Below are 16,796 nucleotides of genomic sequence, written 5' to 3'. Positions count from 1 at the left end.
GAACTGTTAGATCCGTCAAACCTCTACGATTTACATCGGCTATCCAAACTCTACGAACCGTACGTCCCGTACAAGACCGCCGCTACACAAGGTCTGCGGCCGCGTGAATCGGAATGCCCATCCGATCCCTCCGACCGACGAGGCGTTCGTCGATCTCGTTTCACTCGCCCGTCCGACCCCTCTCACGCGTCTCGTCTCATTCTGATCTCTCGTACTTTTCGTACCTCTCGTACTTTTCGTACCTCTCGTACCTCTCGTACCTCTCGTACCTCTCATGTATCTCTGACCTCTCGGACAGTTTGGGTACGCTGGACCGCCTCTTCTCCCTCCTCCATCTCTTCTCCCTCCTCCATCTCTTCTCCCTCCTCCATCTCTTCTCCCTCCCCCATCTCTTCTACCTCTCCCATCTCTTCCACCTCTCCTGCCTCTCCCGCCTCCCCCCCCCTCTCTATCTTGCCTCTCTCTAACGCCTCGTATAGTTTGTACCGTTCGTACCGTTCGTACTATATGTTCAGTTCGGACTCCAGAGTCGCATCGACGCCTCTCGGGCGTTCGACTACTCCAGTTCGTCCAGGTGGGCGTCGATCCGCTTCGTCCGCTCCTCGGCGTCGATGTGCTGGTACGCCTCCCTGGTCGTCGAGAGCGACTTGTGCCGTGCGAGGTCCTGCGCGTCGCCGCGGTCGCGCCGGTAGATCTCCTCGAGTATCCCGCGCCGTGCGCCGTGTAACCGGAGGTACTCGACGTCCTCGTCGGGCACGTCGATCCCCGCGGCGGCGGTCAACCGACGGAGGACCGACCGAGCCCCGTCCGTCGTGAGCGCCGGCGGTACGACGTCGTATTCCCTGAGCACGGCGTCGACGTCGTCGAATTCGTCGAGGATCGGGTCGGCATCGTCTCCGAGCGCCTCGCGGACGGCTCGGTACTTGCTCGGTCCGTGGTCCGTCGGGAAGACGGGCCACTCCCCCGACGGCGGTCGGTGAACCGCATGCCACCGTTCGAGTCCGTGCACCGCTTTTCGCGGGAGCAGCGCCGACTCGCGCCGTTGGTCTTTTCCGAGAACGCGCATCGTCCCGCCGTCGAGGTCGACGTCCCGCCAGCGGAGCCCCTGCCGACCGGGTCGATCGTCCTTGGGGTGACGGAGGATCTCGGCTCCGCGGACGGCGGCGTACGCGAGCACGCGGACGAGCGCCCGATCGCGGACCTCCGCGGTCGCACCGAGCCCCGCGTCGGCGGTTCGCACGGCTCGTTCGTCGACGAACCGGACCAGTCGACGGCGTTGGTCGCGCGACCAGAACTGCTGGTCGGTCCGGTCCGCCCCGGAGTCGTCGGGCAGTTCCTCGCGCGCCCGCTCGGTGAGCGCCGGATTGAGCGGTAACGTGCCGTCCCGAACGGCGTAGGAGAGACAGCCGGAGACGTAGGCGAAGTAGGTGTGCGCCGTCGAGGCGGCGATCCCGTCGTCGCCGCGGGTCCGTCGTGTCAGGTGCGTCGCGTACCGCCGCAGCACGCGCCCGCCGTCTTCCGTCAGATCGTCCACGGTGTACCCTCGCGCGTCCATCCACCGCCGCCAGCGCCGGAGTTCCGAGGCGGCGCTAGCGCGATAGGTACCGGTCGGGGTCCCGTCCGAGCGGGCACCGCGGCTCTTCGAGTCCAGGTAGCGCTCGATGAGCGTTCCGAGTTCGTCCTCGGAATTCGGGACTCTCCGCTCGGACGGCCCGCCGGAACGCGCTCGTTCGTCGGGAGGTGACATTCATCGTCGACCGACGGCTCGTCCCTACATAGTACACTCGGTTGTATCGGAGTACAACAAAGTGCTCGGTTTCATTCCGGAAACGGGAGCGAGAGCGCTCAGCAATTCGTTTCTACGGGATTTCCGACTTTATGTACTGTATAGCGCTATACCTATTTATCGACGCGTGGGCACCCACAGTTTCGGAGGATAGACCGTTTTTCGGCGTAGTTTCCGCGATAGCTGTGGCACAAATGGGCTCTACGGGTAAGGAATCGGTCGTACCTCTCGGTTCATGCTCGTTAGGTACGCAAAAGTAGTTCACAATTCGAGGTCTCGCACAGCGTCGTCACTCACCACAGGCAATCCGAATCGACAAAGAGCGTTAATCTGGCGGGATCAGTGCTGAGCAAACCAACTCGACACACTCGCCAGCCGTCAGAATCGGTGCGTAGTCCATCTCTCCACCGACACCCGCCTTCAGCAGGAAATCGGTGAGCCCTGCTCGACGTGGACAGTTGCTGACTCAGTAGCGATCTCCTGCCCATCTTCGTCCATCGTCTCAATAGCCTCTCGCTCGTCATTGTGGATGCGTTTTGGGATGAGATAGTTCACGTCGAGGTTCGAGAGCGTCTGATACACCGCTTTCGAGTCAAACTCCCTGTCGCACAGCACCATCTCGATGGGAACGTGCTCCTGTGCGCGTCGAACGAGTCGTCGCACTACGCGATGAATCCGATTCGGCGGATTGTGGTCCCATGAGGAACTCTCACGAACGGGTTCGATAGCGAGAATTAATGGAATATTCCAGCCGACAATTGAGAGTGTGGCAAATTTGAACGCTCTTCCATCGCCATCCTTTGTCCCGCTGACCATCGGCATTCCTTCCACATCACCAAACTAGCGAACAGTCGTGATGTCAATCGCTACGGTGACTGGACGACGAAACGAGGACTTCGATTGAATCACCGAGAGGAGTCGGTCTGTCGCCTGCTGAAATCCTGCGAGTAGACTCTCCGGGTCAAATTGTTTGACTGCCCGGAGGTGCGTGTCTCCGTGGGGACCGTACTCTTTGCCTCGACGGAATTTGAACCGAGCCGCGCCTTGCGGAGTGCCACAACCGACCATTCCAATGAACGTCTGAAGCTCAAAGAATCGCGTGTCTTCGTACGTCGCGTTGTGAGCTCTCCCAGAGTCGAACGGACCGAATCCATGCTTACGAGCGAGGCGCGTGGTTCGGTAAATCTCTTCCTCAGAGAACTCGCTAGTCGCTTAGTCTACAGTGATGGCCAACTCATTGCCGAACCCAAGAGCGAATAACGACCCCCGTGGATATTTGTCAAATTCTGTGCGTATCGATCGGGCGTATACACTTCCGCTAAGTGTAATTTCAAAATTTTATCGGTAATCCGAGTTATTATGATTCTTCCAGACTATAGTGGCTCCACCCATCCCAATCCTCCTGCAGCAGAGTATACAACGAGAAACCCAACCACAGCTGGCACCCACACGGTTGCTTCATCGGCCTGTTTGCCAATCCACTTATTGAGGCGCTCCAACCACGGTTCCACTTGCTCATGTACAAGCGATCGGATGACGAAAAGCACCAACGCAGGAACAATCATAATAAGTGCATATCCTGACAACAGGAGGATTCGTACCGACCAGCCAATGTCTGATGTCGTGAGCATCCCGATCGCCCCTAAGTACGGCAACATCATGGTCAGTTCCAGCACTCCAGCGAGTAATGCGAGTCCCGCGATACCGCGCGTTGATGACGACTGGTCAGCAACACGCGTTTGCCACCGGTCAGTCTTATCGGCTGAATCTGTTAGCCGTTGCCTCAGCCAGAAGTAACCGGACAGCACAACTAAACCGATCCCAATAGCCAGTTGGAGATAGAGTGTTGTGGTTCTGTCGAGGACACCAGTTAGGGCTTGTGCCAGCGAGGCAGCACCCATCATAAGTGCGATACCAATCACGAAGTAAAAACCCGCGATCGTCGTCAAGTACGTGAGCAGTCGACTGGTTGTGACTCGTTTCGGTTGTAAGAGCAACCAGATCGGAATGAACAGCGTGCCGAGGCTCGTGCTATCAATCAAGGCGAGCGCGAAGAGCGCAGTGATTAATGCTGCATCCATAGTTGCTCCTCCGAATAAGCACTTACTTCGGCTGAGTTCAGATCACCTGTTTCACTGCTCATATGTATGGATCGTTTGGTATGGGTAAAGATGTTCTCGAACAATAGAACACATTATACCAGTTTTATTATGAATTGATGGTGTGGTATGAGCCACAGAAACCCAGATGAGCGAAATCATGAAGAAATATTGAACAACGTCGTGAGGGTTTTATTTGACGGGATAGAACGATTACTATGGCCTCTTTATGTGATCTCGGGCTCTCAAGCTACGAAGAACGGGCGTATACGGCGCTGTTAACGCTTCGGGCTGCGACCGCCGAGGAAATATCAGAGGAAAGTGGGGTGCCAAAAGGGAGAATCTACGACGTAGTAAACGGTCTTGAGTCACGGGGACTCGTACGGGTGCAGCCGAACACGCGCCCCCGAATACACCGACCGATCAATCCGGAAATCGCGGTGACGCGACTCCTTGAAGAACGAAAAGAGGAGCTGACGGTCGAACGAGCAAGGTACGAAAGTATCGCTGCGGAGGTCACTTCGCAGCTGGGATCGAAGAAACCGATCGATGGTCGATTCTGGACGGCGATGGGTGAGCCGGGCGAAATATTTCGTATGTTGACCGAACGGGTGGGAAAAGCCACCGACGAATGGAAGCTGACCGGAACGACTGTTGCCGGTGGGTTGTTCGGTCTCGACCAGGTACACGAGGAAAATGTGGGCCAATTCGTTGATGCGCTGGATCAAGGTATAACTGTCAAAGTCCTCTTGACTCGGCAGCTCCTCCGCGAACTGCCGACATCACTTGAAGACGTGGCAGTACGTGAGATTACTGACCATAAGGGATTCGAACTGCGGATTACGGACGGGGTGTACAACAGTATTGATCTGATCGACCAAACCGACCTCTGCGTGTACGTGGCCGATCCGTTTGATCCTCATTCGATCCTCGGGGTGACCCAGATCGACGATCAAGAGTTCGTCCGAACTGTCGATACATCGTTCGAATCCTACTGGGAGCAAGCAACGCCCATCACTTCGATTGAAGACTCTGGGAACTCGTGACCTCACGGTCTCACGTGACTACGATTCAGTTTCAAAAATGAATGTGGAGAAATAAAGGCACGCATCAAATCCATCCTCCGAGATTGTGGGGCACCCACGAACTCGGAGTTCGGCCGGGTGACGTGGCCTTCTTTTCGTAGTTCGTCGCACGGATGGGCCACGTCTGCTGATCCTCCACTCGAATAATCCCCCGTATCCCGCCGACAGGCGCATCAGATCTCCGTCCTCCGAAGCGCTGAGCGTCGTGTCCCGGACGAGTCACTCGTAGCAGGAGGTCTCAGCGATAGCTCGGGGGCGTCTCGTCGACAGAGCGGGTTCAGGGGATTCGGCGGCCGGATCCGAGTTCGTCGAACCGTTCCTCGGTGCGGTCGCAGCGATCGAACGAGTCGATGGCGGATCGCCGCTTCGGCACCGCAACCACTATATTAGCAGAGGCTAATATTAGTAGTCGCTAAGATGGAGTCTCAGACGACGGCCACGAAGGACACGGATGACGCGGACGACATGGATGACACGGAGGACACGGAGGACACGGAGGACACGAAGGACACGGAAGACGCGGAAGACAGCGCCGGGTGTTGTGCGTCACCGGTCGCGGCCGAGGAGGCGGACGTCGCGACCGACGTACAGTTGCTCTCGGCGATGGGTAACGACACTCGGTACGAAGCCCTTCGACTCATCGCCGGGTCGAAGGAGGGCGTCTGCGTCTGTCAGCTCCAGCCCAGCCTCGGCGTGAGTCAGGGGGCAGTCAGTCAGGCGCTGTCGCGGTTGCACAGCGCCGGGCTCGTGACGCGACGCAAGGATGGTCGCTGGCGCTACTACAGCGCCACCCCCGCCGCAGAACGACTGCTCCGGACGCTCGACGACATCCGAGGTGAGACCGATGATTGAGGATCGGCCCACAGCCGCTCGAACCGCCGACGAACAGCGTCGCATCGTCCGCGAGCGGTACGCCGAGATCGCTACCGATGCGGACGGGAGCGACTGCTGTGAGAGCGACTGCTGTGCGTCGTCCAACCTGGACGCGCGAACCCGCGAGTTGGGCTACGACGACGCCGACCTCGATTCGGTCACCGAAGGAGCGAACCTGGGACTGGGGTGCGGAAATCCGACGGCGATCGCCGGATTAGCGGACGGGGAGACCGTGCTCGACCTCGGCTCCGGCGCTGGCTTCGATTGCTTTCTCGCGGCGCGGGCGGTCGGTCCGACCGGGCTCGTCGTGGGCGTCGACATGACCCCTGAGATGGTCGAGAAGGCCCGGGAGAACGCGATTCGTAACGAGGTCGATCACGTCGAGTTCCGCCTCGGCGAGATCGAGCACCTCCCCATGGCGGACGGGACGGTCGACGCGATCATCTCGAACTGCGTCGTCAACCTCTCTCCGGACAAACAACGGGTGTTCGAGGAAGCGTTCCGCGTGCTGCGTCCCGGGGGTCGACTGGCGATATCGGACGTCGTTCGGACCGCTCCCTTCCCGGACGAGGTCCGCGACGATCCCGAGGCACTGGCGGCCTGCGTCTCGGGTGCGGCGACGATCGACGAACTCGAACGGTGGCTCGACGCGGTGGGCTTCGACGCGATCTCGATCACGCCGAAGGACGACAGTCAGTCGTTCATTCGGACGTGGGACGAGACGCGCGACCTGAGCGAATACCTCGTCTCGTCGGTCATCGAAGCACGAAAGCCGTAGCGAGATCGGACCGCTCGACTCCACGCGCAACCGCTGATTATTCCGTCTCGAACACCTCGACCGGGGGGATCCGTCATCCGACAGCCGTGTCGATGGGTGTCCTCCGGTCGGTCTGGACCACGCGGCTCCCGTTCCTCGTCCTCCACAACGGCGATCGGTCCGATAGTTGCACTGATTCGTCTGCTCTCTCACGGCTAAAGCCGTGGGCTTCCTCCTTGCATCTCTGTGACCGTACCGGGTACCGTGCCGGCTCGCCTTTCGGGGTCGGAGCGACCCACAGAGCACAGGGGATTACTGCCTGCGCACCCTACGGTCGGTGATGAGTCAATCCGATACGGAGCGGGCGACGTTCGCAGGCGGCTGTTTCTGGTGCGTCGAGGCTCCGCTCGAGCGACTCGCCGGCGTACGCTCGGTGACGTCCGGCTACGCGGGCGGCGAGACGGAGGACCCGACCTACGAGGAGGTCTGTTCCGGGACGACCGGCCACGCCGAGGTCGTCCAGGTCGAGTACGATCCGAGCGCGGTGGGGTACGACGAACTGCTGGAGGTCTTCTTCACGGTCCACGACCCGACGCAGCTCGATCGCCAGGGGCCTGACGTCGGCACGCAGTACCGTTCGGCGATCTTCTATCACGACGAGGAGCAGCGCGAAATCGCCGAGGCGTTCGTCGAGGAACTCGAGGCCGCGGGGATCTACGACGACCCCATCGTGACGGAGATCGAACCGCTCGAGGCGTTCTACGAGGCGGAGGAGTACCACCAGGACTACTACGCCAAGAACCCGAACGACGCGTACTGCACCTTCCACGCCGAACCGAAGATCAAGAAGGTGCGAGAGAAGTTCGCCACGAAGGTCCGGGAGTAGGCGTTCGCGGTTTCCGAACGCCGGTCGCTCCGTCCGACGCAATGGCTGAGACGTCTGACGATCGAACGGCTTCGTCGGCCACTCGCACCCGAAGGGACTTAGGTACGTAGGTACGTATCGACTACTACCATGGGGACGATCAAGTTCGACGTGCCGGACGAGGTCGAAGCGCGGTTCAGGCAGTGGGCGATGAAACGGTTCGGCCACAAGCGGGGCGCTATCGGGAAGGCGGGAGAGGAAGCGGTGTCCGTGTGGGTGGCGGACCAGGACGTCGACCTCGACATGAGACCGACGCAGAACCCGATCAAGAACAAGCGCGGGGCACTCGGTCACGTGGACCGGTCGAGTACGGACCTCAAACACGGCGTGGGTGACGCGCTTCTCGATCGGCACCGCGAGCGCCGGGACGAGCGGGAATGATACTCGATCAGGGGATCTTCCTCGAGTACTACCTCGACGACGAGTACGCGGACGAGTGCGAAGCGATACTCGACGACCTCGACGATGGAGCGGTAGACGGGTACCTCACCGACTTTCATCTCCACGGCGTCTGCGCTATCTTCAACACCTACTTCGGGGACGACGCGCCGGACGAGATACAGGACTTCGTCTACTCGATAGCGGTGGCGGATGGACTCACGCTCTACCGACTCACCCTCGGTGATAAGATCGCGATCTGTGATCTCCAGCGCGACACCGAACTCGACTTCGACGACGCAACGCTCGTACACGTTGCCGACGTCCTCGATCGGGACACGATCGTATCTCTGGACAGACATCTCCTGCACGAGGGCGAGTTCGAGTACGAACGGCTTCACCCGAGGGACTACTGACGTCCGATTCCGGTCACGAGCGTCGCTGCTCGCCGTGACTGCGCCGTCTGTATGTCGCCCTCGGTGGCGAAGCCCTCGACGTTCCGCGGCGAGTCAGCGGCGGACTGGCGGAGCCCCCGATGAACGGGCCCCGCTACGTTCTCTCGCTACCCTCGGGGTGCTCGTAGTACACCCCTCGGGTCCGGTTAACCGTTCGGATGACACAAAGGCAATAAGACCGGGAAAGTGATATGTCTCCGTGCACAGACGAACGTTTCTCGCCACCCTCGGGGCCGGCAGTGCGGTTGGAACCGCCGGATGTGGAACGGTTCGCTCCGATACGACGCTCTCCAATCCGACCGTCCACGCGGAACCGGCGGGAGGCGCGGTCTGATCTTCTCGTCGAACGGCGAGGAGGTCGGCAAACTGGGCGTCACGGGGGGCGTATCGACCGGCCTGATCGACCTCCGGACCGAGATCTGGCACCGATCGGGAACCGACGTGGAGTCGATTCGACTCCGGGTGTGGATGCCGTCGACGGAGACGGGGGCGGGTGCGGGGACGGGGACGGAGACCGGGATGGAGACGGCATCCCCCGCGCAGGTCGCCGTCAGACGCCGGTGGAGGGCGACGGATCACCGCCGCCTTCCGTCTCGCTCTACTCCCCTCTTCGCGGTTCCGGGACGGTGATCGAGGTGGACGACCTGGACGACCTCGCGGACGAGACGATCAGCACGCTCGACCTCCTCGTCAGGCCGAGATCGGAGACAGCCACGACGCTCGTGGTCGACGGCACGATCGAACTCGCGAGCGACGACTGGTTCGGCGGTGGCTACACGCTCGACGGTCGACTCAGATTGGAGTTTCCGGAGTTGCGAAAGCAGTGACGGTTCTCTTTTCACCTCTGTTTTAAATACTGTGCGAACCGCCGAGTCTCTCCGTTCGTTCAGTACGACGTGGATTCGTCCTCACGGGGATCGGGGTAACTCGGAGGACACCCACCCGTCGTTTCCGCTGTTCTCGAGAGCCGATGCGGTGGGGCGGGCTGGGAACGTCGTTTCAGCGACGCTGATTTTTCGTGGGTACAGACTGTTATCTGCACTCGTTTCAATGACATCTCTCGTCGGCTCCCTCCCCCCTCATTTAGACCACCTATGCTGACAACCTGTACCGGGACGAACCCCCCCCTCCTCATTTAGATCATTCTCCTTTTCATTGAGAGAAAACTATGTATGGGGAAATTTTTTCCGTCAAAGAAAGATTCATTAGTGGCGTAATTACTATGTCTGGAGAACTCCCACTACCGGAGTGGTCTAAATGAGGGGGGTGAGGGTTAGTTGAAGAGGTTGAGGAGGACCACGATCTTCTAATTCATCCTACGATAATTTATCCTGAGACCCAATATGTACGTCAGTTTGTGTTCTGAATCTACCTCTCATGTAAATAAGCACACATCGTGGAATCGGGTTCTTCACCCCGTCTAAATGTAGTTAGTGGTCTAAGCGGGGTTCGATCGAAGATCAATGCTTATGTATGTCTGTCTTTGATATTATGAATATCATGGATAGTGATGTTAACAAAGGTCCTTCAGCGCAATCGGAGTCTGCCGTTCAAGCTAACGTAACGAATCCAGCAAACGATCCGTTATTCCCTCCACCAGATGAGCCCAGTTCTGAATGTAGAATCTTTGCCAACAAAGATCTTCTACGGATCGGTCACGTGCCCGATGAGGATCGTATCGTTGGCCGTGATACCGAAATACAGCGGATCGCGAACGAGATTGGGGTCGTTACCAAGAACGAAGCGCCGAACAATATTGGCATCTATGGTAAGACAGGGACTGGAAAGTCGCTCGTCGCTCGGCACGTTACTCAACGTGCACAGATCACTGCGATCCACCGCGGAATAGATGTCGCGACGGTGTACGTTGACTGTTCGTCGGCGACCACGGAGACGAAAGCGGCGAAGACGATCGCTCGTTCACTCAACCAAGAACACGATCTCGGTCTCGAGATACCGCGTCGGGGTATCGGAGCAGACGACTATTACGCTTATCTCTGGGAAGATATTCTCTCAAATTTCGACCACGCTATTATCATTCTAGATGAGGTCGACGGTCTTCGTGAAGTCAGTGCCGAGGGGGAAGCCGAAGGCGTGCTCAACAAACTCTCACGGGCGGAAGAGAACCGGTTTACCGACTGCAACCTGGGTATCGTTACGATCAGTAACAAAGTTCGCTTCAAAGAACGATTGAGTGAACGCGTAGACAGTAGCTTCCATCAGGTCGACTTCGTGTTCAAACCGTACGATGCGGAACAGTTGCAACTCATCCTCAAAAACCGACGTGATGCCTTCCACGAGGGAGTTCTCGAAGCGGGAGTCATCGCAAAGTGTGCCGCGCTCAGTGCTCAGGAACACGGGGATGCCCGGAAAGCCATCGTCGTATTAAAAGCGGCCGGGGAAGCCGCAGAAAAAGCAGGTGACCAAGCCGTTACGGAAGTCCATCTTGAACACGTAGCAGACCACGCGGAAGTCGATCGAGTACGCGAACTGATGCGAGGGAACACGCCGCAGGCGAAGGCCGTCCTCTATGCGCTCGCAAGCTTACACCTCACCTCCGACGAGTCGGCGTTTTCGACGTCGCAGATATATGACCGGTATAAGAACGTCTGTGGGGTCGCTGACCTGAAAGAACTCACCTACAACGGCGTTTATCTGCTCCTTCGCGAGCAACGCTTCCTCGAAATAGTCGGCTCTCAGCTCACGGACGGAAAAAAGAAGAACGCGCGCGAACACTGGCTTCAAGTCGATCCCGATGTCGCCCTTCGAGCCGTCAGTGATGACCTTCCGAGCCTCGCTACGGCAGACGAACTCCGCGAGCGCGCAGCGTCGTAATCGTCCTGTTCGTGGGCATCCATCCTTCATACCGCCGGACGAAATATGTCTGGATTAGTGGTCTAAATGAGGGGCCCCGCGTCGGGATGCCTCCTCGTTCACGCCACGATAGTCACCGGATCGTTCGAAAATCCGTGATGACACTCGGTTCGCCGCTACTCGTTTCTCTACCGGGAGCAAACCCGTCCCAATCCCAACGATGCCTGTGTAACCGAGTCCTGAGAACAGCGGAAACGACGGGTGGGTGTCCTATATAAAATATCGGTAACAGCGGAAACATCGGAAAACACGGGTCGATACCGTGAATATCTGAAGTGGTGTCATTTCCTTCGAACGCCGCCGCCGAGCGCTCGGCCGTCGCGTTCGATCCCGATTCCAAGGCCGTCACAGGTGTGACACCCGCGACGGCGGTATGGGAACGACGGACGACGCCGAAGAGTACCGCTCCTCACTCCGTCATCGCGCCGAATTCTCGAACCCGCTCCAGCGGGTCCGAATCCTCCTTGAACAGCTCGTAGACGCGCTCGGCCCACTCGCGGGCGCGTTCGGCGTCGGTGTCGACGAACACCCGGAGCAGGCCTGTGTCCTCGTCGTAGCCGCCGATGCCGACCCGGTCGTCGAAGATGGCCAGTCCGTAGGGGAGCGCCTCGCGCGTGAAGAGCGTGAGCCGGCCCGTCTCGAGCACTCGCTCGGCCTGCTCGGGGTACGACGCGAGGAGTCCGTCGACGGCGCTCGGCAGGTAGACGATCTCCGTCTCCATCTCGCCGAAGAGTCGCTCGTAGAACGACTGCATCGTGAGCGGGGCCATCGCCGTCGTGTTGAACCCCCGGAGGGTGGTCGATTCCTCGACGAGCGAGACGAACCGCCGGACCGGCCTGTAGGGGTCCGCGGGATCGGCCGTCGTGACCGTCGCGTCCGCGAACGGTTCGATCACGAACTCCCGGTGGTGGTCACAGATGCTCGACAGCAGCGGCGCGAGGCGCTGGGCCGCCGCGACGTGCAACTCGAATCGCAGGATCTCCTCGGCGATGACCGCGCCCTGGCCCGTCAGGGCGAACTGCCCGTCTACCTTCGTCGCGAGGCCCTCCGTTTCGAGCCACCGGGTGAAGCGGTGGCTCGTCGCCCGCGAGACGCCGAGGCACTCCTCGATGTCCCGCCTGTCGAGCGGTCCGTCGAACAGCGCCTCCAGCAGCGGCCCGTGGCGGACGTACTCGCAGAGCCGTTCGGTGTCGATGCGCTCCTCGTCGTCCATCCGATCGCGGACGTCGAGTCGCGCCGCCTCCCGTCGTAGTTCGTCGATGACCGTGCGCCCCATGTGTCTTCTGGCGGACCGTTCGGTCGCCACCTCCAGGAGAGCTAGCAGGCGACGAACGAACATAACCGTATCTCAGGGCGTGAGACGGCTCTCGTCTGGCGGCCGGGGTCCCGGACGAGAACGCGCTCGCGCAGCGGAAAACATCTCTCGAAAATTAACTATAACGACTCGTCTCGCCTACAGTGGGGTATGTCAACACGAGACGACCGGGGCCGCGAGGCGAGCGATCCCGACCTCGCGGACGGATCGGCGGTCACTGATCCGTCCGCGACCGGATCGGCCGCTCCCGAGTCGAGCGCGGGCGTCCCCTGGCGCTCCCCGACGGTGCAGGTCGTGCTGGCGAGCACGCTGCTCGCGCCGCTCGGCGTCCCGCTCGTGAGTCCGGCGCTGCCGGTCGTCCGGGACGCGTTCGCGCTCGCCGACGCGGAGGCGAGCCTCCTCGTCAGCGCGTACTTCGCGGTCGGCATCGTCCTCTCGCCGTTCATCGGCGTCGTCGTGGACCGGGTCGGCCGACGGCGCGTGCTCGTCCCGTCGCTGGTCGTGTTCAGCGTCGCGGGCGGGGCCATCGCCGTCGCGCCGGACTTCGCGACGGTGCTCCTGATCCGCCTCGTCCAGGGGGTCGCTTCGGCGGGCATCTTCATCACGACGGTCACGATCATCGCCGACGCGTTCGACGGCGTCGGGCGCAACGCCGTCTTCGGCGCGAACAACGCGGCGCTGGCCGCCGGTGCGGCGGTGTTTCCCATCGTCGGCGGTGTCCTGGCGGCGATCTCCTGGAACGCCCCGTTCCTCGCGTACCTCGTCGGGTTACCCGTCGCCGTCGCGGCGTACGTCCTGCTCGACGAGCCGGAGTCGGAGCGCGAGACGCGGAGCCTCGCCTACCTGCGCGGAGCCGCCCGCGCGCTGGCCGGTCGCGACGCCCTGACGTACTACGGGGCGGCGTTCGTCACCGAGGCGCTGGCCCTCGGTGCGATCATCACCGCCCTGCCGTTCCTGCTGTCGGCGGAGTTCGCCCTCTCGCCGCTGCTCATCGGGCTGACGCTGACCGCCTCCGAGATCGCCGCGATCGTCGTCTCGATGGGAAACGGGCGACTGGCGCGCCGCTTCACGAACCAGCAACTCGTCGCCGCGGGGTACGCCTGCTACGGCGTCGGCCTCGCGGGCGCGTGGATCGCCCCCTCGCCGGCGGTCGTGGCGGCGGCCGTCTTCGTCTTCGGCGCGGGGCTGGGGCTGAGCGTGCCCGCCGTCGACGCGGCGGTGAGCCACCTCGTCCCGGGACGGTTCCGCGCGGGCGCACTGAGCATCCGCAACAGCACCACGTTCCTCGGTCGGGCGACGGGCCCCGTCTTCTTCGCCGGGGTCGCGGCCGCGACCGGGTACCGGCCCCTGCTCGGCGTCGCCGCCGTCGCCGCGCTGGCGCTCGCCGTCGTCACGCTCGCGGCGGTACGTCCGCTGTCGGAGGACGCCCCGGTACCGGACGCGGGCGGGGGATAGTATCGGGGTGAGCATCAGAACCGGTGGGTGGTGACGGCGATACCCACCACACGCGGCGCGGTATAACTCCGCACGCCGCGCCGCCCGCTTCGACATAAGCCGCTCATAACAATGCCCCGCGGACCGATCGGTAGCCACTGATGCACTGCGTGCGCGAGCACCGTCGGGTACCGCCTTCAGTCCCCGTCGTCTCCCGTCGTCGATGAGTCCCCCGTCGTTCCCCCGGAGGCGACCGTGGCCCCTGCTCCCGCCGTCGCGCCGGAGCGTCCAGTCCGTCGTGGACGGGTCGCGGGTCCCGTATCGCTTCTGTTCGAGCAGCAAGATCGCGCTCCGCAGCGCGCTGGTCGCGCTCGACTGCCCCGGGACGAACGTCCTCCTGCCGTCGTACCTCCCGCCGGGGGTCGTCGAACCGCTCCACGAACTCGACGTCGAGCCGCGTTTCTACCGCGTCGCGGACGACCTCTCCGCCGACGTGGCGGACGCCGAGGCGCGTCTCGACGACGAGACGTCGGCGATCGTGGTCGTCCACTACTTCGGGTTCCCCCAGCCCCGTCTGGACGAGATCGCGGCGCTCGCCGACCGCCACGACCTCGCGCTCATCGACAACAACTCCCACTCGACGCTCAGCCGCCGCGACGGTCGCCTCCTGGGGACGTTCGGCGACGTGGGGTTCACGAGCCTCCACAAGACGCTCCCCGTCCCGGACGGGGCGGTGCTGTACTTCAACAGTTCGCGGGTCGATCCGACCGAACGGTTGCCGCTAACCGGCGTTCGCGACCGCTACACGTGCGCCGACTACCGCTACTGCGCCGGGGCCGCCTTCTCCGCGACCGGGTCGGTCGGGGAGGCCGCCCTCGAGTTCGTGGATCACCTCTGTAACGGGGACGATACGCCGTACCTCCCGCCCTCCGACGATCCCGTGGGCGAGTACCAGCGATCGAAGGTCCGCATGTCGAAGCTCTCGTCGACGGCGCTGACGCGCATCGACCCCGTCGCGGTGACGGTGAACCGGCGCGCGGCGTTCGCCAGGTGGCACCACCACCTGGCGGGCGACGACCGGTTCGCCCCGCCCTTCGAGCACCTTCCGACCGGCGTCTGTCCGTGGTTCTATCCGGTCGTCGCCGACGACCCGGCGGCGCTCGTCGACTCGCTCGGGGGCGTGGCGAGCGCGTTCGCGTGGCCGACGCTCCCGTCGGGCGTCGAGGGGAACCCCGAGTATCGAGCCGAGAACGAACGCGCGCGGCGACTGGTGCTCCTCCCGGCCCATCAGGATATGACCCCTGCGGACGTCGATCGCCTCGCCGCGCGCGTCCGTTGATTCCCACCCACTACCACCACCATGTCGATGAACATCTCGAAGTCGAGTGTCAAGCTGTTCGGCGCACAGATCGCGACGAACGCCGTCTCGTTCGTCGCGATGGCGTTCTTCGCCCGCGAACTCGGCAGCGAGCAGATGGGGGTTTTCTTCCTGTTTCAGGCGGTGTCGAGCGTCCTCGTCACGGCCTCGGACATCGGAATCGTCACGGCGATGGAAAAGCGCATCAGCGGCGGCCAGGACGCCGGGAGCGTCGTCTCCTCGGCCGTGGCGCTCATGCTCGGGTTGGTCGCGTTCGTCGCCTTCGGGATCGTACTCTTTCGCGGGCCGCTCAACGACTACATCGGGGCGTCCCTCGCGCTGTGGTTGATCGCCGCCATCGCGCTGACGCAGGTGAAACGGGTGGTGATGGCGTGGCTCCGGGGCGACCTCCGCGTCGGCGATACCGCCGACATCCAGCTGTTGAGTTCGCTCATCCAGATGGGGACCTCGGTGGTGCTCATCCTGCTCGGCGTGGACGTGATGGCGCTCGTCCTCGGCGTCCTCGTCGGCTCGGCGCTCAGTTCGGCCTGGGCGCTCTTCCGCGAACGACCGCCCGTCGGCAAGCCGAACCCGAGGGACGCCGTCTCGCTGTTCAACTACGCGAAGTACAACTTCATCCCGAGCGTCGGCATCGAGGTGCACAACTGGATGGACGTGCTCGTCATCGGGCTGTTCCTCACGCAGTCGGCCGTGGGCGCGTACGAGATCGCCTGGCGCGTCGCGGGCGTGACGACGCTGCTCGCATCCGCCATCGGCATGTCGGTCCTCCCGCAGACGAGCGCGTGGGACGCCCGGTCGGAGACCGGCCGCATCGAGCGGCTCGTCTCGTCGAGCATCGTCCCGTCGCTGTTTCTCATCATCCCGTCGGTGTTCGGCGCGGTGCTGCTCTCCCGCGAGATCCTCGGCGTCGTCTTCGGCGAGGGATTCGCGGTCGCCTCGCTCGCGCTGATCGTGCTGGTCGCGGGAAAGATCCCGGAGGCGATCCAGCTCCTCGTCGGGAAATGCCTGCTCGGACTCGACAAGCCGAACCTCGTCGCGCGGGCCACCGTCGTCGCCCTCGTGCTCAACCTCGTCCTGAACGTCGCGCTCGTCACGCAGTTCGGACTCATCGGGGCGGCGTTCGCGACGACCCTCTCGTTCACCGCCGGGATGCTCCTCCGGGTGCGCTACCTCACCGAGTTCATCACCCTGCAGTTACCCTACTGGAAGCTCGCGTGGTGCGTCCTTGCGTCGCTGGTCATGTCGGTCGTCATCGTCGTCGTCCGGGCGCAGGTGCCGATCACGACCGTCCCCCGACTGCTGGCCGTCGTGGCCGTCGGCGCGGTCGTCTACGGCGCGGTCGTCATGCTCTACCCGCCGCTGCGGTCGCTGCTGCTCGGGTACGTCTCGAACCTCGTTCCCCGGCCCGCGGCGTGAGGCGTCGTCCTATGCGTGTCG

The 16,796-nt window shown here is 62.2% G+C and carries 16 protein-coding genes and 1 pseudogene; 12 read left to right on the top strand and 5 right to left on the bottom strand.

The window, feature by feature from the left end; all coding sequences use genetic code 11:
• Positions 1-272 precede the first annotated feature (272 nt).
• The 4 genes and pseudogenes from NKI68_RS23670 to NKI68_RS23385 form a co-directional block, all read right to left on the bottom strand.
• On the bottom strand, positions 273-407 hold the full coding sequence (locus NKI68_RS23670; RefSeq protein ID WP_256562739.1) for a hypothetical protein: 135 nt from the start codon (positions 405-407) through the stop codon (positions 273-275).
• Between the two features lie 149 nt (positions 408-556).
• Positions 557-1,747 (bottom strand): tyrosine-type recombinase/integrase, encoded by a 1,191-nt coding sequence (locus tag NKI68_RS23395; RefSeq protein ID WP_254547435.1) that lies wholly within the window; start codon positions 1,745-1,747, stop codon positions 557-559.
• Positions 1,748-2,111: 364 nt separating this feature from the next.
• Positions 2,112-2,986, bottom strand: a pseudogene (locus tag NKI68_RS23390) (transposase); the annotation flags it as partial.
• Between the two features lie 173 nt (positions 2,987-3,159).
• Positions 3,160-3,867 carry a GAP family protein gene (locus tag NKI68_RS23385; protein WP_254547434.1) on the bottom strand — a complete coding sequence of 236 codons (708 nt, stop codon included), beginning with the start codon at positions 3,865-3,867 and terminating at the stop codon, positions 3,160-3,162.
• 236 nt (positions 3,868-4,103) lie between these two features.
• Between NKI68_RS23385 and NKI68_RS23375 the strand changes: the two genes are divergently transcribed.
• The 9 genes from NKI68_RS23375 to NKI68_RS23340 all read left to right on the top strand — a co-directional run bounded on the left by NKI68_RS23375 (position 4,104) and on the right by NKI68_RS23340 (position 11,193).
• On the top strand, positions 4,104-4,931 hold the full coding sequence (locus NKI68_RS23375; protein WP_256562738.1) for a TrmB family transcriptional regulator: 828 nt from the start codon (positions 4,104-4,106) through the stop codon (positions 4,929-4,931).
• 504 nt (positions 4,932-5,435) lie between these two features.
• Positions 5,436-5,822 (top strand): ArsR/SmtB family transcription factor, encoded by a 387-nt coding sequence (locus NKI68_RS23370; protein WP_254547433.1) that lies wholly within the window; start codon positions 5,436-5,438, stop codon positions 5,820-5,822.
• A complete protein-coding gene (locus tag NKI68_RS23365) occupies positions 5,815-6,621 on the top strand; it encodes an arsenite methyltransferase (RefSeq protein WP_254547432.1) in 807 nt (268 codons plus the stop codon). Before NKI68_RS23370 ends, NKI68_RS23365 begins: the two co-directional genes overlap by 8 nt.
• Positions 6,622-6,940: 319 nt before the next feature.
• Positions 6,941-7,486, top strand: a complete 546-nt coding sequence (msrA, locus tag NKI68_RS23360) for a peptide-methionine (S)-S-oxide reductase MsrA (RefSeq protein WP_254547431.1) — start codon at positions 6,941-6,943, stop codon at positions 7,484-7,486.
• A gap of 129 nt (positions 7,487-7,615) precedes the next feature.
• On the top strand, positions 7,616-7,906 hold the full coding sequence (locus NKI68_RS23355; RefSeq protein ID WP_254547430.1) for a hypothetical protein: 291 nt from the start codon (positions 7,616-7,618) through the stop codon (positions 7,904-7,906).
• Positions 7,903-8,319 carry a hypothetical protein gene (locus NKI68_RS23350; RefSeq protein ID WP_254547429.1) on the top strand — a complete coding sequence of 139 codons (417 nt, stop codon included), beginning with the start codon at positions 7,903-7,905 and terminating at the stop codon, positions 8,317-8,319. Before NKI68_RS23355 ends, NKI68_RS23350 begins: the two co-directional genes overlap by 4 nt.
• A gap of 297 nt (positions 8,320-8,616) precedes the next feature.
• Positions 8,617-8,988 (top strand): DUF8121 family protein, encoded by a 372-nt coding sequence (locus NKI68_RS24065; RefSeq protein ID WP_497007295.1) that lies wholly within the window; start codon positions 8,617-8,619, stop codon positions 8,986-8,988.
• The gene (locus NKI68_RS23345; protein ID WP_497007294.1) at positions 8,919-9,185 is read left to right on the top strand and encodes a DUF8121 family protein; all 267 of its coding nucleotides are present in this window, start codon (positions 8,919-8,921) and stop codon (positions 9,183-9,185) included. Before NKI68_RS24065 ends, NKI68_RS23345 begins: the two co-directional genes overlap by 70 nt.
• A 673-nt stretch (positions 9,186-9,858) precedes the next feature.
• Positions 9,859-11,193, top strand: a complete 1,335-nt coding sequence (locus tag NKI68_RS23340) for a Cdc6/Cdc18 family protein (RefSeq protein WP_254547427.1) — start codon at positions 9,859-9,861, stop codon at positions 11,191-11,193.
• A 448-nt stretch (positions 11,194-11,641) separates the two neighbouring features.
• Here NKI68_RS23340 and NKI68_RS23335 read toward each other — a convergent pair whose 3' ends face one another.
• The gene (locus NKI68_RS23335; RefSeq protein ID WP_254547426.1) at positions 11,642-12,508 is read right to left on the bottom strand and encodes a helix-turn-helix transcriptional regulator; all 867 of its coding nucleotides are present in this window, start codon (positions 12,506-12,508) and stop codon (positions 11,642-11,644) included.
• A gap of 189 nt (positions 12,509-12,697) precedes the next feature.
• On the opposite strand from NKI68_RS23335, the gene NKI68_RS23330 reads away from it, so the two are divergent.
• From NKI68_RS23330 to NKI68_RS23320, 3 genes are all read left to right on the top strand, one after another.
• The gene (locus tag NKI68_RS23330) at positions 12,698-14,002 is read left to right on the top strand and encodes an MFS transporter (RefSeq protein WP_254547425.1); all 1,305 of its coding nucleotides are present in this window, start codon (positions 12,698-12,700) and stop codon (positions 14,000-14,002) included.
• Between the two features lie 202 nt (positions 14,003-14,204).
• The gene (locus NKI68_RS23325; RefSeq protein ID WP_254547424.1) at positions 14,205-15,320 is read left to right on the top strand and encodes a DegT/DnrJ/EryC1/StrS family aminotransferase; all 1,116 of its coding nucleotides are present in this window, start codon (positions 14,205-14,207) and stop codon (positions 15,318-15,320) included.
• A 27-nt stretch (positions 15,321-15,347) separates the two neighbouring features.
• On the top strand, positions 15,348-16,775 hold the full coding sequence (locus tag NKI68_RS23320) for an oligosaccharide flippase family protein (protein WP_254547423.1): 1,428 nt from the start codon (positions 15,348-15,350) through the stop codon (positions 16,773-16,775).
• Positions 16,776-16,796 lie beyond the last annotated feature (21 nt).

It is taken from the genome of Halomarina pelagica (genome assembly GCF_024228315.1).
Classification (GTDB): Archaea; Halobacteriota; Halobacteria; order Halobacteriales; family Haloarculaceae; genus Halomarina; species Halomarina pelagica.
This window is presented reverse-complemented; position numbering and strand designations above follow the sequence as displayed.

Excerpts from the sequence above, each read along its gene's own strand:
- NKI68_RS23670 (WP_256562739.1), bottom strand. The coding sequence starts at position 407 with ATGGGAGAGGTAGAAGAGATGGGGGAGGGAGAAGAGATGGAGGAGGGA.
- NKI68_RS23395 (WP_254547435.1), bottom strand. The coding sequence starts at position 1,747 with ATGTCACCTCCCGACGAACGAGCGCGTTCCGGCGGGCCGTCCGAGCGG.
- NKI68_RS23385 (WP_254547434.1), bottom strand. The coding sequence starts at position 3,867 with ATGGATGCAGCATTAATCACTGCGCTCTTCGCGCTCGCCTTGATTGAT.
- NKI68_RS23375 (WP_256562738.1), top strand. The coding sequence starts at position 4,104 with ATGGCCTCTTTATGTGATCTCGGGCTCTCAAGCTACGAAGAACGGGCG.
- NKI68_RS23370 (WP_254547433.1), top strand. The coding sequence starts at position 5,436 with ATGGATGACACGGAGGACACGGAGGACACGGAGGACACGAAGGACACG.
- NKI68_RS23365 (WP_254547432.1), top strand. The coding sequence starts at position 5,815 with ATGATTGAGGATCGGCCCACAGCCGCTCGAACCGCCGACGAACAGCGT.
- msrA (WP_254547431.1), top strand. The coding sequence starts at position 6,941 with ATGAGTCAATCCGATACGGAGCGGGCGACGTTCGCAGGCGGCTGTTTC.
- NKI68_RS23355 (WP_254547430.1), top strand. The coding sequence starts at position 7,616 with ATGGGGACGATCAAGTTCGACGTGCCGGACGAGGTCGAAGCGCGGTTC.
- NKI68_RS23350 (WP_254547429.1), top strand. The coding sequence starts at position 7,903 with ATGATACTCGATCAGGGGATCTTCCTCGAGTACTACCTCGACGACGAG.
- NKI68_RS24065 (WP_497007295.1), top strand. The coding sequence starts at position 8,617 with ATGTGGAACGGTTCGCTCCGATACGACGCTCTCCAATCCGACCGTCCA.
- NKI68_RS23340 (WP_254547427.1), top strand. The coding sequence starts at position 9,859 with ATGGATAGTGATGTTAACAAAGGTCCTTCAGCGCAATCGGAGTCTGCC.
- NKI68_RS23335 (WP_254547426.1), bottom strand. The coding sequence starts at position 12,508 with ATGGGGCGCACGGTCATCGACGAACTACGACGGGAGGCGGCGCGACTC.
- NKI68_RS23330 (WP_254547425.1), top strand. The coding sequence starts at position 12,698 with ATGTCAACACGAGACGACCGGGGCCGCGAGGCGAGCGATCCCGACCTC.
- NKI68_RS23325 (WP_254547424.1), top strand. The coding sequence starts at position 14,205 with ATGAGTCCCCCGTCGTTCCCCCGGAGGCGACCGTGGCCCCTGCTCCCG.
- NKI68_RS23320 (WP_254547423.1), top strand. The coding sequence starts at position 15,348 with ATGAACATCTCGAAGTCGAGTGTCAAGCTGTTCGGCGCACAGATCGCG.